Source organism: Neisseria sp. 23W00296 (genome assembly GCF_044772855.1).
Classification (GTDB): Bacteria; Pseudomonadota; Gammaproteobacteria; order Burkholderiales; family Neisseriaceae; genus Neisseria.
The window spans coordinates 1947685-1960873 of record NZ_CP173024.1; the positions used below are offsets into that span (position 1 = coordinate 1947685).

Here is a 13189-nt window from a genome sequence, read left to right on the forward strand (position 1 = left end):
CATCGAGACCTTTGCAAAATCCCCCCAAAATCCCCTAAATTACCACCAAGACATTTAGGGGATTTCTCATGAGCACCTTCTTCCAGCAAACCGCCCAAGCCATGATTGCCAAACACATCGACCGCTTCCCACTATTGAAGTTGGATCAGGTGATTGATTGGCAACCGATCGAACAGTACCTGAATCGTCAGAGAACCCGTTACCTTAGAGACCACCGCGGCCGTCCCGCCTATCCACTGTTGTCCATGTTCAAAGCCGTCCTGCTCGGACAATGGCACAGCCTCTCCGATCCCGAACTCGAACACAGCCCCATCACCCGCATCGACTTCAACCTGTTTTGCCGTTTCGACGAGTTGAGCATCCCCGATGACAGCACCTTATGCCGCTACCGCAACTGGCTGGCGCAAGACGACACCCTGTCCGAATTGCTAAAACTGATTAACCGACAACTGACCGAAAAAGGCCTAAAAATAGAGAAAGCATCCGCCGCCGTCATTGACGCCACCATTATTCAGACCGCCGGCAGCAAACAGCGTCAGGCCATAGAAGTCGATGAAGAAGGACAAGTCAGCGGCCAAACCACACCGAGTAAAGATAAAGATGCCCGCTGGACAAAGAAAAACGGTTTATACAGACTCGGTTACAAACAACATACCCGCACCGATGAGGAAGGCTATATCGAGAAACTGTACATCACCCCCGCCAATACCCATGAGTGCAGCCACCTGTCACCTTTGTTGAAAGGTATAGCCGAAGGCACGACCGTCTATGCCGATAAAGGCTACGACAGTGCGGAAAACCGGCAACATCTGGAAGAGCATCGGTTGTTGGACGGCATTATGCGCAAAGCCCACCGCAACCGTCCGCTGACGGAAGCACAAACCAAACGCAACCGATATTTGTCGAAGACCCGTTATGTGGTCGAACAAAGCTTCGGTACGCTGCACCGTAAATTCCGCTACGCCCGGGCAGCCTATTTCGGACTGATTAAAGTGAGTGCGCAAAGCCATCTGAAGGCGATGTGTTTGAACCTGTTGAAAGCGGCTAACAGGCTAAGTGTGTCTGTTGCCGCCTAAAAGGCGGCTCGGATGCCTGATTATGGGGTATCCGGGGAGGATTAAGGGGGTATTTGGGTAAAATTAGGAGGTATTGGGGGAGGGAAACAGCCGAAAACCTGTTTTTGGGTTTCGGTTGTCGAGGGAAAGGGCTTTTTTGCAAAGGTCTCCACGCTTTCAGACGGCCTTTGCCACAGCGGCAGTAAATAAGTCGGGCAACAGCGTTCCCTCTCCCGCCTGTACCCCTTTGGGGCATAAACGGGGGAGGGTTAGGATGGGGTCTGCACGGCTTCGGCAACTTTTGCAGGCAGCAGCGAATGCAGTTCTTTTAACTGCCCCCCACCCCTGCCCTCCCCCGCGCTTGCGGCGCAGGGGAGGGTGTTTGGTGTGCTGCGGGATTTTCGGTTTCAGACGGCCTCACATCCGAGAGTGGGGTTTACACGCCGCGTAAAAGCTCGTTGACGCTGGTTTTGGCGCGGGTTTGCGCGTCGACTTTTTTCACGATAACGGCGCAGTAGAGGCTGTGCGAGCCGTCTTTGGCGGGCATCGAGCCGGATACGACGACCGAGCCTGCGGGCACGCGGCCTTGGTGGATTTCGCCGGTTTCGCGGTCAAGGATTTTGGTGGACTGGCCGATGAACACGCCCATGGAAATTACGCTGCCTTCTTCGACAATCACGCCTTCGACGATTTCCGAGCGCGCACCGATAAAGCAGTTGTCTTCGATGATGGTGGGCGAGGCTTGCAAGGGTTCGAGCACGCCGCCGATGCCGACGCCGCCGCTCAGGTGTACGTTTTTGCCGATTTGGGCGCACGAGCCGACGGTCGCCCAGGTATCGACCATCGCGCCTTCGTCAACGTATGCGCCGATGTTGACATACGAGGGCATCAATACGACGTTTTTGCCGATAAAGCTGCCGCGACGGGCAACGGCACCGGGTACGGCGCGGAAACCGGCGACGCGAAATTCTTCTTCGCTCCAGTCGGCAAACTTGGTGGGCACTTTGTCGAAATATTTGTTGACGCCGTCGTTGAGGATTTCATTGTCGGCGATGCGGAAGGAAAGGAGAACGGCTTTTTTCGCCCATTCGTTGACTTTCCATTGACCTACGCCGAGGCGTTCGGCAACGCGCAATCCGCCCGAGTCAAGCAGACGGATGGTTTCTTCTACGGCCTGTTTCACTTCGGCGGATACGGTGGCGGGGCTGATGACGGCGCGGTTGTCAAAGGCGGTTTCGATGATGTTTTGCAGGGACATGGGGTTTCCTTTTTTTGATGTGGAAAAGGCCGTCTGAAAGCGGTTTGGCGGTTTTCAGACGGCCTCTTGGCGGTTGGTTTACAGGCCGGAGAGGGCGGCGGTGTCGTGGGCGATCATGAGTTCTTCGTTGGTCGGAACGACGACAACGGCGGGCGCTTGGCCTTTGGGGCTGATGATGCCTTCTTTGCCGAAGCGCACGTCGGTGTTGGCGGCATCGTCGATGTGCAGGCCGAGGAAGCCGAGGTGGGCGACGGTTTTGGCGCGGACGGTGTCGGAGTTTTCGCCGATGCCGCCGGTGAACACCAGCGCGTCGATGCCGCCTGCGGCGACGGCCATGGAGGCGATGTATTTGGCCAGGCGGTAGGTCATGACGTCCATCGCCAGCTTGGCGCCTTCGTGGCCTTCGGCTGCGGCTTCTTCAACGACGCGGCAGTCGTTGGAGAGTTCGGACAGGCCGAGCAGGCCGGATTTTTTGTTCAAAAGGTCGGCCACTTCTTCGACGCTCATGCCGGCGTTGGCAGCCATAAAGGGGAAGACGCTGGCGTCGACATCGCCGCTGCGTGTGCCCATAACCAGGCCTTCGAGGGGGGTGAAACCCATGCTGGTGTCTTGCGATTCGCCGTTTTTGACGGCGGTGATGGACGCGCCGTTGCCGAGGTGGGCGATGATGAGGCGGCTGTTTTTGATGTCTTTGCCGATGATGCGGGCGGCTTCGGGGGCGACGAAGCGGAAGCTGGTGCCGTGGAAGCCGTAGCGGCGGAAGGCGTAGTTTTTGTAGAGGGCGCGGGGCACGGCGTAGGTGTAGGCGCGCTCGGGCATGGTTTGGTGGAAGGCGGTGTCGAACACGGCGACGTTGGGCAGGCCGGCGAAGATGGCTTGGGCGGCGCGGATGCCGGTGAGGTTGGCGGGGTTGTGCAGGGGGGCGAGCGGGATGCAGGCTTCGAGCTGGGCAATGACGGCGGCGTCGATCAGGACGGAGGCGCTGTATTTTTCGCCGCCGTGGACGACGCGGTGGCCGATGGCTTTCACGTCGGCATCGAGGCCGTATTTTTTCAACTCGTCGAGCAGGGCGCTGACCGCGCCGGTGTGGTCGTGGCGGTCGGACAGCTCGACTTTGTGTTTCTGGCCGTCTTTTTTAAAGGTGATGTAGGCGTCGGGAGTGGTGAGTTTTTCGCCGAGGCAGCTTAAGAGGACGTCGCCGCTTTGGTTGTCGATAACGGCGCCTTTGAGGGAGGAGGAGCCGCAGTTGAGTACGAGGATGAGTTGTTTGGACATTGTGTTTTCCTTGTTGAAAAAGTGCTTGAAACGGTGGTTTCAGACGGCCTGCATTATACAGGCCGTCTGAAAGTTGTGGAAAGGACGCCCGGGCGGGCGCGCCTGTTTCAGACGGGGGTTTTGCCGCTATTTTCCGTGCCGCTTTCCGACTCTGCGGGCGGTGTGTCCCCATTGTTTTCAGACGGCCTCTCTTGTGCTTCGGCCTGCGCGGTTTCGGCTGCGGGGGTTTGTGCGGGCTGTGTTTGCGGCTCGGTTTTGGCTGCGGCTTCGGGGTTTTCAGACGGCCTCTCTTCTTGGCGGGGCGGCTGCGGCTCGGCCGTTGCGGTATTTTGTCCGCCCTCTTCGGCGAGATAGCCGAGGGTGACGGTTTTGCCGCCGCGTCTTTCCAGTTGCTCGCGCAGGGCGGCTTCGCCCATCAGGTTTTGCGCGCCGCCGCTTAGGTGGCGGATAACGTTTTGGTAGCTGCGGTTGAGTTCGTCGACGGCATCGGCGGTGTCGGCGAAATGGCGGTCGACGCGGCTGCGGTAGGCGTCGAATGCCTGCTGCACGGCGTCAAGTTCGGTTTGGAGTTTTTCCTGTTCGCCTTTGCCGCCGCGCAGGGCGAAGCGGGCGGCGATAAAGCCGAGGGCGAAACCGACGAGGGCGGCGAGGATGATGTGGATGGCGTTCATGGTGCGTTCTCCTGGTTGCGGACAAAAAGCGTGAGGCCGTCTAAACGTGTTTCAGACGGCCTTTTGTCTCTTTAAGAATGGGCGGCGATAAAGGCTCCGACTTGGGCGCTGCCGGTGAGGGCGGTGCAGACGGCATCTTTGTTGATGCGTTTGGCCAGGCCTGCGAGCACTTTGCCCGGCCCGCATTCGGCAGATTCGGCAAGGCCGTCTGAAACGAGCAGGTTGACGGTTTCCGTCCAACGCACGGGGCTGTAAAGCTGGCGCACGAGGGCGTCTTTGATGGCGGCTGGGTCGTTGTGGGCGGCAACGTCGGCGTTGTGGATAACGCGGATTTGCGGTGCGGCGACGGAGACGCTTTCCAGGGCTGCGGCCAATTTGTCGGCAGCGGGCTTCATCAGGCTGCAATGGGAGGGGACGGACACGGGCAGCGGCAGAGCGCGTTTGGCGCCCGCTTCTTTGGCGGCGGCCATGGCGCGTTCGACGGCGGCGGCGTGTCCGGCAATCACGATTTGGCCGGGCGAATTGTAGTTGACGGCTTCGACGACTTCGCCCTGTGCGGCGGCGGCGCAGATTTCTTCGACCTGCGCATCTTCGAGGCCGAGGATGGCGGCCATCGCGCCGACGCCCTGCGGCACGGCGTTTTGCATAAGCTCGGCACGCAGGCGCACGAGTCGGACGGCGTCGGCAAAACCGAGCGCACCGGCGGCAACCAGTGCGCTGTATTCGCCGAGGCTGTGTCCGGCCACGGCCTGCGGTGCTTTGCCGCCTGCGGCGAGATAGGCGCGATAGGTGGCGATGCCTGCGGCGAGCATGAGGGGTTGGGTGTTGACGGTTTGGCCGATGAGTTCGGCATCGCTGCCGTTCATCATCGCCCACAGGTCTTGGCCGAGGGCGGCGGAGGCTTCGTCGAAGGTTTGGCGCACGGCGGGGGCGCCGTCGAAGCCGTCCATCATGTTGAGGCTTTGCGAGCCTTGTCCGGGGAAGAAAAATGCGAAAGGCATGGGGTTTCCTTGTGCAAAACGGGTTTTAACTTTACTTTCAGACGGCCTTTTGCGGCATCTGCTGCGGAGGCCGTCTGAAAACTTTATCTGTGTTGTTTGGCAGGCGTGTGCCGACGGTAAAAACGCCACCGCAGGCAGAATGCGATGGCGCGAAGTGTATCAGAAAGGGTTTTGTCCTTCTATCGGCGGATGGTGCTTTTCAGACGGCCGCCCTGCCCTTTTATTGTTCGGTTTCGGGATAGAGGATGTCGATATCGGTTAAGAGCCATTGGCCGTTGTTGTGGCGTTTCAGACGGCCTTTGAGCAGGTCGCCCACCTGCGGCACGTTGAATTGGTTGAGGTGTTGGCCGAGGGCGAAAACGGGAATTTCGGGTTCGCTGGCGAGCATGCCGAAGCCGCCGTTTTTCTTGATGTCCCACATGCCGACTTTGATGCGGACGATGTCGCCTTCTTTAACCACATCGCCTGCGCGGGCGGCGGGGTTGGCCTGAACGACGGGCGCGGGCGACAGGGCGCAGGGGCGGTTTTTATCGTCGGTACCGGCGATGTAGGTGATTTCGTCGCCTACTTTGGGCTCGCGGTAGCCTGCGGGCAGGTCTGCCGCCAAAAGCAGCAGGCGCGAACCTGTGTCGTCTTTGTCGCGCACGACGCCGAGCTGTTTGTCCTGAAACCATGAGATAACGATGCCGTAATGTTGGATTGCCTGCATTTTCAATACTCCGTATATGTAATATGTTTGGTCGATTATTATTGCCTGCACCGATTATCCATAAAAATAACCGTTCGGCTCGGTTACGCATTATACACATCAGACGAACGGTTGCAATAGTTTGCTGAGCGGTATATGCGTTAGAGTTTGTTAAATTTTCCGTCCTCTGCCGCCATCCGCTTGTCCGGCACGCAAATGCCGGATATTTCGGGCGCTTTTCAGTAGCGTAAAAGCACCGCGCCCCAGGCGAATCCGCCGCCTATGCCTTCGAGCAGCAGGTTTTGTCCGCGCACGATGCGGCCGCTTCGGATGCCTTCGTCCAGCGCCAGCGGGATGGAAGCGGCGGAGGTGTTGCCGTGATCCTGAACGGTGAGGATCACTTTGTCCATGCCGATGCCCAGGTGTTTGGCGGTGCTGCCGATGATGCGTTTGTTGGCCTGGTGCGGCACGATCCAATCGATTTGCTCTGCAGTGCATCCCGCTTCGGCCAGCACGTCTTCGGCAGCTTTAGCCAGCGTTTTGACGGCAAATTTGAACACGCCCGGCCCGTCCATTTCGATATAGGGATTGCCGCAGATTTGTCCGCCCGCCATCTGCGCGGGCACTTTGAGCAGGTCGAGATAGCTGCCGTCGGCCTGTAATTTGCCGTGGATGATGCCCGGTTCGTCGGATGCGCCGAGCACTACCGCGCCCGCGCCGTCGCCGAACAGCACGCAGGTGGTGCGGTCACTCCAATCGAGGATGCGGCTGAACGTTTCTGCTCCAATCACTAGCACTTTCCGTGCCATATTGCTTTTGATGTAGGCATTGGCTGTCACCAGCGCATACATAAAGCCCGCGCAGACGGCCTGCACGTCGAAAGCGGTGCAGCCTGCGATGCCGAGTTTGTGTTGAACGATGGTGGCGGTGGCGGGAAACTGCATATCGGGGGTGGCGGTGGCAACGATGATGAGGTCGATTTCGTCCGCATTCATACCTGCGTCGGCCAAGGCACGCTGCGCCGCTACTACGGCGAGGTCGCTGGTTTTTTCGTTTTCGGCGGCGATGTGGCGGAATTTGATGCCGGTGCGGGTGGTGATCCATTCGTCGGAGGTGTCGACGATTTGGGCAAGGTCGTCGTTGCTGAGGCGTTTGGCGGGCAGATAGCTGCCCGTGCCTAAAATTTTCGCATACTGCATGGTGTGTTCCTTTCGCAATATTTGGGAAGGTGGGAACCTGTCGGGATTTCGGCCGCAGCCGCCGTTCGGGGCGCTCGGGCGGATTTTGCAAAGAGGCCGTCTGAAAGCATCTGCGTTTTTCAGACGGCCTCTGTCGTGTCGTTGCCGCAAAGGCGTGCGGTGCTGCGCGGCATCATACCTGTTTTTCAGACGGCCTGTTCAGTCGATATTGATGGCCGCCTGTTCGGACTCGAGTTTTTTCTCGGCGAGAAAGGCAAGCTGGTCGGCCACGCCTTCCTGAATGCGCGCCAGACTGTCGGCTTTGGCTTCGTGGAAAGCTTCTTCCAGCGCGTAGCTGAAACCGACGGCATCGGTGCCGCCGTGGCTTTTGACGACGACGCCGCGCAGGCCGAGGAAGATTGCGCCGTTGAATTTGCGCGGGTCGAGTTTGTTTTTGAAGCCTTTCAATGCGGGCATGGCGGCCAGTGCGCCGAGTTTGGTCAGCAGGTTGGTTTGGAATTCCTGCTTGATGGCCGCGCCCATAAAACGCACCGCGCCTTCAATGGTTTTCAACACGATGTTGCCGACGAAGCCGTCGGCCACCACGACATCGACTTCGCCGTCGAAAATGCTGCCGCCTTCGACGTTGCCGATAAAGTTGAGCTTGCTGCTTTGTAGGAGTTTGAAGGTCTGCTTGACGGTGTCCGTACCTTTGATGTCTTCCGTGCCGACGTTGAGCAGGCCGACGCGCGGGCTGCCTTTTTCGGGATAGAGGGCGTGGACGAGTTCGCTGCCGATCACGGCAAACTGCACAAGCTGCTCGGGCGTGCAGTCGACGTTGGCACCCAAATCGAGCACCAGCGTCATGTGGCCGTCTTTGGACGGGATGAATTTGGCAATCGCCGGACGCTCAATACCCTGTATGGTTTTCAGCACGAAGCGGGCGGTGGCCATCAGTGCGCCGGTATTGCCCGCTGAGACGGCAGCCTGCGCCTGGCCGTCTTTGACTTGGTTGATGGCGACGCGCATCGAGGAATCTTTTTTGTTTTTCAAAGCCAGCTGGGGCTGCTCGTCCATTTCCACCACCTGCGTGGCGGGAATGATGCGGATTCGGTCGGCAAGAGCGCCCGCGCCCTGTAAAGCCTGACGGATTTGTGTTTCGTCGCCAACCATCAGTAGGGAAACACCGCTCTGCTGGCGTAAAAAAGACAAAGCGCCGGGAACGGTTACCGCCAGCCCGGCATCGCCGCCCATGGCATCAACAGCCAAGGTAATCATAAGGTTTTCTCCATTTGCCGGAGCCCAGTCCGGTTGTCCGGCGGTGCGGCTGCCTGTGCCGCCGCACCGCCTTTTTGTTTTCAGACGGCCTCAATCCGCCTTTTTGCTTTCTGCGGCAAGGATGTTGTGCGCGACGATGTCGTCGGCGTCCCACGGGTAGTTGATCCACCAGTCCTCAACGGTGATGCCGCTGAAATAGTGGATACCCTCGGGCAGCTTGCCTGTTTTTTCTTTAATTTTCGCGTGCAGCACGGCCACGCCGATTTCGCCGAAATCTTCTTCTTGCAATTCGTTCAGCACGAATTCCAATGTGACGCGCGAATCGTCCACTTCGTCGACAACCAGGATGTTTTTGCCTTTCAGCGTTTCCGGCATCGGATCGAGCCATTGGATTTTTTTGATTTCGTCGTTGGTTTCATAGCCGAAATCGTTGGCGTAATAGGCCGTAGTTACCGCGTAAATCGGAATATTGAGGAAGCAGCGCAGGATACGCGCCGGGATGAAGCCGCCGCCGCCGATGGCGATCATCGCATCGTACCGCACCCCGCCTGCGCGGATTTTTTCCGCCAACTGTTTCAACACCTGATGGATTTCGTCGTAGGTATACCAAATTTTTTTGACCATAATCGTCTTTCCGCTGCTTGCTGCTGAAAAATACCGAAAACAAAAACGGAAACCCGCAGACGGATTTCCGTTTTTCATCCGCCTCCGGCTTATTCGCCTTTGGCTTTCATAACTTTGCGGCCGCGGTACATGCCGTTGGGCGAAATGTGGTGCGGGCGGTGTACTTCGCCGGTTACGCTGTCGACAGACAGGGCGGGCGCGGTCAGCGCGTCGTGCGAACGGTGCATACCGCGTTTGGAGGGGGATTTTTTGTTTTGTTGAACGGCCATTTCAAGCTCCTAAAAAATGATAGAAAAATTATTTGCTGCTTTTCAGCCCGGCCAAAACCGCAAAGGGATTGGGCCTGCCCGAATCTGCCGCCCCGGCCGGCATACCGCAATCTTCGTGGCGCGGGGCATAAGGCATCGCCATCAGAATCTGGTCTTCCACCAAAGTGCGCACCGAAATTTCCCGCTCCGCCACCATGCCTTCCAACTCGTCGTCGGACAACATGGCTTCGTCCAATCTGCCTTCGTCGGCAAACAATACGATGTGCGCGTTTTCGTCCAGCTCGAACTCGACAGGTTTCATGCAGCATTGGCACACCAGCGGCATACCGCCGCCCACATGCAAATCCAAAAAGGGACGCTGCCATTTGTCCTTGCCGCCGCGCAGCACAACCTGCAACGGCGCCGCGTTTCCGGCTAAATATTCGTGCGACCTTACGCGCTCGTCCATCTCGGCGGGAGACAGGCTGCCGCGAAGCTCGCGCTTCTCGGCGGCAAACGCCAGGGGGTCAATCAAATCAGGCTCTAACATAAACCGCGCATGATATAATCCAAGCCGTTCAACGTCAATGTTTTTACAAAAATGAATCGCACGCCGCCCATCGTTCTCGGTTCGAGTTCCGTTTTCCGCCAAGAACAGTTGAAAAAGCTGGGGCTGTCTTTTCAGACGGCCTCTCCCGATTTCGACGAAACACCTCTCCCCGACGAGGCGGCAGCCGATACCGCCCTGCGCCTGGCCGTCGGCAAAGCACGCTCGCTGGCCGGGCGTTTTCCTGGCACGCTGATTATCGGTGCCGACCAAGTAGCCTTCTGCGGCGGTCGGCAGCTCGGCAAACCGATGAACGTCGCAAACGCGCAACAGATGCTGTCGGAGCTGAACGGAAAACAGGTTGAGTTTTACAGCGCGGTCTGCCTGCTCAATACGTTTTCAGACGGCCTCAGGCATCATGTGGACAAAACCGTCGTCACCATGCGCGAGCTGTCTGAGGGACAAATTGCCCGCTATCTGCAACGCGAACCTGATGCCGTTTATTGCGCGGGCGCGGCCAAAAGCGAAGGTTTGGGCGCCGCCCTGCTGCAAAAAGTGGAAAGCAGCGACCCGAACGCACTGATCGGCCTGCCCCTCTTTCGCCTGATCGATTTTCTCCAAGCGGAAGGCGTCGATATTCTCTGAGGCCGTCTGAAAACACTCCGCCAACTATTCCGACCGAAAACATGCCTACGCTCTATCTGATCCCCACCCCACTGGGTACGCCCGACACGCCCTGCCTGCTGCCGCACGAACAAGCCGCCATTACCGGTCTGACCGATTTTGTCGTGGAAGCGGAAAAAACCGCACGCACGCATTTGAAACACCTCGGCATCACCACACCCATACGCGATCTGAACCTGCAAACCCTAAACGGACATACCGACCGCCAATCGCTGCCAAACCTTCTGCAACCTTTGCGGGAAGGCCGCAGCATGGGCCTGCTCAGCGAAGCAGGCTGCCCCGCTGTTGCCGACCCGGGCGCCGATTTGGTTGCGCTGGCACACAAACAGGGGGTTGTCATACAGCCGCTAGTCGGCCCGTCCAGCATCATGCTGGCGCTGATGGCATCGGGGGCAAACGGTCAGAATTTTGGATTCAAAGGTTATCTGCCGTCTGAAAAAACCGAGCGCATTGCGGCGCTGAAAACTTTGGAACGGCATTCGCGTGCGCACAACGAAACAGCGCTGTTCATCGAAACACCCTACCGGAACGACGCCATGCTGGCCGATGCCGTTTCCTCACTGCATCCCGACACCCGGCTGTGCATCGCCTGCGATTTGACGCTGCCCACCCAGCTGATTGTCAGCCGGCCGGTTTCGGAATGGCGGTTGGCCGACGCTTTGCCGAATCTGAAAAAGCGCCCGACAATTTTCGTTTTGCAGGCATAACGCCCTTGCAAAAACAGAAGCGCCTCTCTATAATCCGCGCTTCTTTACGGAATGTAGCGCAGCCCGGTAGCGCACTTCGTTCGGGACGAAGGGGTCGGAGGTTCGAATCCTCTCATTCCGACCATTTTCAAAAGCAGCCTGTTTCGGCTGCTTTTTTATTTTCCCCGATAGGGTTCATCCATATGGTTTTCAGACAGTCTCATCTGTGCTTGAGGCCGTCTGAAAACCGTTTAACGGCCGACAGCCGCCCTTATGTTGTCGATAAATTTATCGAACAACGGCGCAACGTCGTGCGGCCCGGGACTTGATTCCGGATGCCCCTGGAAACTGAATACCGGCCGCCCGACCAACTCGATGCCCTGCAACGAGCCGTCAAACAGCGAACGGTGGGTAATTTTGACGCCCGCAGGCAAAGTATCCGCATCCACCTCAAATCCGTGGTTTTGGCTGGTAATCATCACTTTGCCGCTGTCCAAATCCTGAACGGGATGGTTGCCGCCGTGATGGCCGAAAGGCATTTTTTTCGTTTTCCCGCCCAAAGCCAAACCCAACAACTGATGGCCGAGGCAAATACCGAAAACAGGCTTACCGCTGTCCAAAAGCTCTTTCACTGCTGAAACTGCGTAGTCGCACATTTCGGGATCGCCGGGACCGTTTGATAAAAACACGCCATCCGGATTCATGGCCAAGACTTCTTTTGCCGGTGTTTGCGCAGGCACAACCGTCAGCCTGCATCCGCGCGCGGCAAGCATTCTCAGAATATTGGTTTTGACACCGTAGTCGTAGGCGACAACATGATAAGGATGCTCCTGCGGCGTCACAAAGCCCTTACCGAGCACCCACTCACCTTCCGTCCATTCATACGGTTCGCTGCAACTTACTTCTTTGGCCAAGTCTTTCCCTACCATACTGCCGAACGCAGCAATCAGCTCCTTGGCATGGCTCTCGTCAGCCTGTTCGCCTGTCAAAATGGCTCCGGCCTGCGCACCTTTGTCACGAAGAATTCGAGTTAGCTTACGCGTGTCGATATCTGCAATGGCTACCGTTTTATTGCGCACCAAAAATTCCTGCAAACTCTCCGTTTCGCGAAAATTACTACCCAATAAAGGTAAATCACGAATAATCAAGCCGGATGCATGCACAGCCTTACCTTCGACATCTTCGGGATTGATACCTGTATTACCGATATGGGGATAGGTGAGTGTAACAATTTGCTTGCAATATGAAGGATCCGTCAGGATTTCCTGATATCCGGTCATGGATGTATTGAACACAACTTCACCGGACGCATTACCCTGGTAGCCGATAGATCGGCCGTGAAATACGCTGCCGTCGGCAAGAACGAGAAGAGCGGGAATAGTCATTATAAAAATCCTAGTAATTTCAATCTTCGCGAAAAAGCACGCATATGCCGTATATATGAGACATATTGCGTGCCTAATCAAATATCAAACCAAGCCGAAACGAGGGTGTGAATTGTAAACGAACGCACCACTCAAATTCAAGCAAACCTAAAATTTATTTTGTTTCAATCAGTTAATAAAACTTTTTGAAACCAAACTCAGATAATATCGGCAATATGTTTCGCCGCACGCTTCGCATCCAGCAAAATCAGTCCGAGTTTACCGCTTTCGTTGGCAATTAAAGCCAATACAGCATCGGGACCTGCTTGGTTTAAGAGAATATAACCGTTTTTGCCTTTAACCATTACCTGATCCAAATCACCGCAATTGAGTTCATTGGCAGCGTGACTTCCCAAAGCCAGCAGAGTTGCCGACATTGCACCGACACGATCCGGATCAAGACCATGTGGAATCAAAGTGGCAATCGGCAAGCCGTCGCTGGAAATTACGGCAGAAGCAGTAATATCCGCAGAAGTCGCATTCAAATCGCTCAATACCGAAATCAAAAGTTGTTCACGCATATTTGTAATCCAATTAATTTGTATCTTTTATATAAGATGCCGACATGACAG

15 protein-coding genes and 1 tRNA gene are annotated in these 13189 nt (G+C 56.8%); 4 read left to right on the forward strand and 12 right to left on the reverse strand.

Going from position 1 to position 13189, the window contains the following annotated elements; genetic code table 11:
* The first annotated feature begins 68 nt into the window (after positions 1 to 68).
* Positions 69 to 1076 carry an IS5 family transposase gene (locus ACG2K1_RS09695; RefSeq protein WP_395429100.1) on the forward strand — a complete coding sequence of 336 codons (1008 nt, stop codon included), beginning with the start codon at positions 69 to 71 and terminating at the stop codon, positions 1074 to 1076.
* A 415-nt stretch (positions 1077 to 1491) separates the two neighbouring features.
* Here ACG2K1_RS09695 and dapD read toward each other — a convergent pair whose 3' ends face one another.
* The 10 genes from dapD to ACG2K1_RS09745 all read right to left on the reverse strand — a co-directional run bounded on the left by dapD (position 1492) and on the right by ACG2K1_RS09745 (position 9826).
* Positions 1492 to 2313, reverse strand: coding sequence for a 2,3,4,5-tetrahydropyridine-2,6-dicarboxylate N-succinyltransferase (gene dapD / locus ACG2K1_RS09700; RefSeq protein WP_395429101.1), 822 nt, complete (start codon positions 2311 to 2313; stop codon positions 1492 to 1494).
* Between the two features lie 78 nt (positions 2314 to 2391).
* Positions 2392 to 3588 (reverse strand): acetate kinase, encoded by a 1197-nt coding sequence (locus ACG2K1_RS09705; RefSeq protein WP_395429102.1) that lies wholly within the window; start codon positions 3586 to 3588, stop codon positions 2392 to 2394.
* 107 nt (positions 3589 to 3695) lie between these two features.
* On the reverse strand, positions 3696 to 4259 hold the full coding sequence (locus ACG2K1_RS09710; protein ID WP_395429103.1) for a ZapG family protein: 564 nt from the start codon (positions 4257 to 4259) through the stop codon (positions 3696 to 3698).
* Positions 4260 to 4330: 71 nt separating this feature from the next.
* Positions 4331 to 5260, reverse strand: coding sequence for an ACP S-malonyltransferase (gene fabD / locus ACG2K1_RS09715; protein WP_395429104.1), 930 nt, complete (start codon positions 5258 to 5260; stop codon positions 4331 to 4333).
* Positions 5261 to 5480: 220 nt separating this feature from the next.
* Positions 5481 to 5969 (reverse strand): hypothetical protein, encoded by a 489-nt coding sequence (locus ACG2K1_RS09720; protein WP_395429105.1) that lies wholly within the window; start codon positions 5967 to 5969, stop codon positions 5481 to 5483.
* 218 nt (positions 5970 to 6187) lie between these two features.
* Positions 6188 to 7147, reverse strand: a complete 960-nt coding sequence (locus ACG2K1_RS09725) for a beta-ketoacyl-ACP synthase III (protein WP_395429106.1) — start codon at positions 7145 to 7147, stop codon at positions 6188 to 6190.
* A gap of 198 nt (positions 7148 to 7345) precedes the next feature.
* Entirely contained in the window at positions 7346 to 8404 is a 1059-nt protein-coding gene (gene plsX, locus ACG2K1_RS09730; RefSeq protein WP_395429107.1) for a phosphate acyltransferase PlsX, read from the reverse strand.
* 90 nt (positions 8405 to 8494) lie between these two features.
* The gene (locus tag ACG2K1_RS09735) at positions 8495 to 9028 is read right to left on the reverse strand and encodes a phosphoribosyltransferase (protein WP_395429108.1); all 534 of its coding nucleotides are present in this window, start codon (positions 9026 to 9028) and stop codon (positions 8495 to 8497) included.
* Between the two features lie 89 nt (positions 9029 to 9117).
* On the reverse strand, positions 9118 to 9297 hold the full coding sequence (rpmF, locus tag ACG2K1_RS09740; protein ID WP_395429109.1) for a 50S ribosomal protein L32: 180 nt from the start codon (positions 9295 to 9297) through the stop codon (positions 9118 to 9120).
* 28 nt (positions 9298 to 9325) lie between these two features.
* On the reverse strand, positions 9326 to 9826 hold the full coding sequence (locus tag ACG2K1_RS09745; RefSeq protein WP_395429110.1) for a YceD family protein: 501 nt from the start codon (positions 9824 to 9826) through the stop codon (positions 9326 to 9328).
* A gap of 51 nt (positions 9827 to 9877) precedes the next feature.
* Here ACG2K1_RS09745 and ACG2K1_RS09750 point away from each other — a divergent pair, with 51 nt between their 5' ends.
* The 3 genes from ACG2K1_RS09750 (at position 9878) to ACG2K1_RS09760 (ending at position 11338) form a co-directional block, all read left to right on the forward strand.
* Entirely contained in the window at positions 9878 to 10468 is a 591-nt protein-coding gene (locus ACG2K1_RS09750; protein ID WP_395429111.1) for a Maf family protein, read from the forward strand.
* 41 nt (positions 10469 to 10509) lie between these two features.
* Positions 10510 to 11214, forward strand: coding sequence for an SAM-dependent methyltransferase (locus tag ACG2K1_RS09755; RefSeq protein ID WP_395429112.1), 705 nt, complete (start codon positions 10510 to 10512; stop codon positions 11212 to 11214).
* 47 nt (positions 11215 to 11261) lie between these two features.
* Positions 11262 to 11338: transfer RNA gene (locus ACG2K1_RS09760), tRNA-Pro, on the forward strand.
* A gap of 106 nt (positions 11339 to 11444) precedes the next feature.
* Here ACG2K1_RS09760 and carA read toward each other — a convergent pair.
* Positions 11445 to 12578 (reverse strand): glutamine-hydrolyzing carbamoyl-phosphate synthase small subunit, encoded by a 1134-nt coding sequence (gene carA, locus ACG2K1_RS09765; protein ID WP_395429113.1) that lies wholly within the window; start codon positions 12576 to 12578, stop codon positions 11445 to 11447.
* A 197-nt stretch (positions 12579 to 12775) separates the two neighbouring features.
* A complete protein-coding gene (locus ACG2K1_RS09770; RefSeq protein ID WP_009426311.1) occupies positions 12776 to 13138 on the reverse strand; it encodes a roadblock/LC7 domain-containing protein in 363 nt (120 codons plus the stop codon).
* Positions 13139 to 13189: the final 51 nt, after the last annotated feature.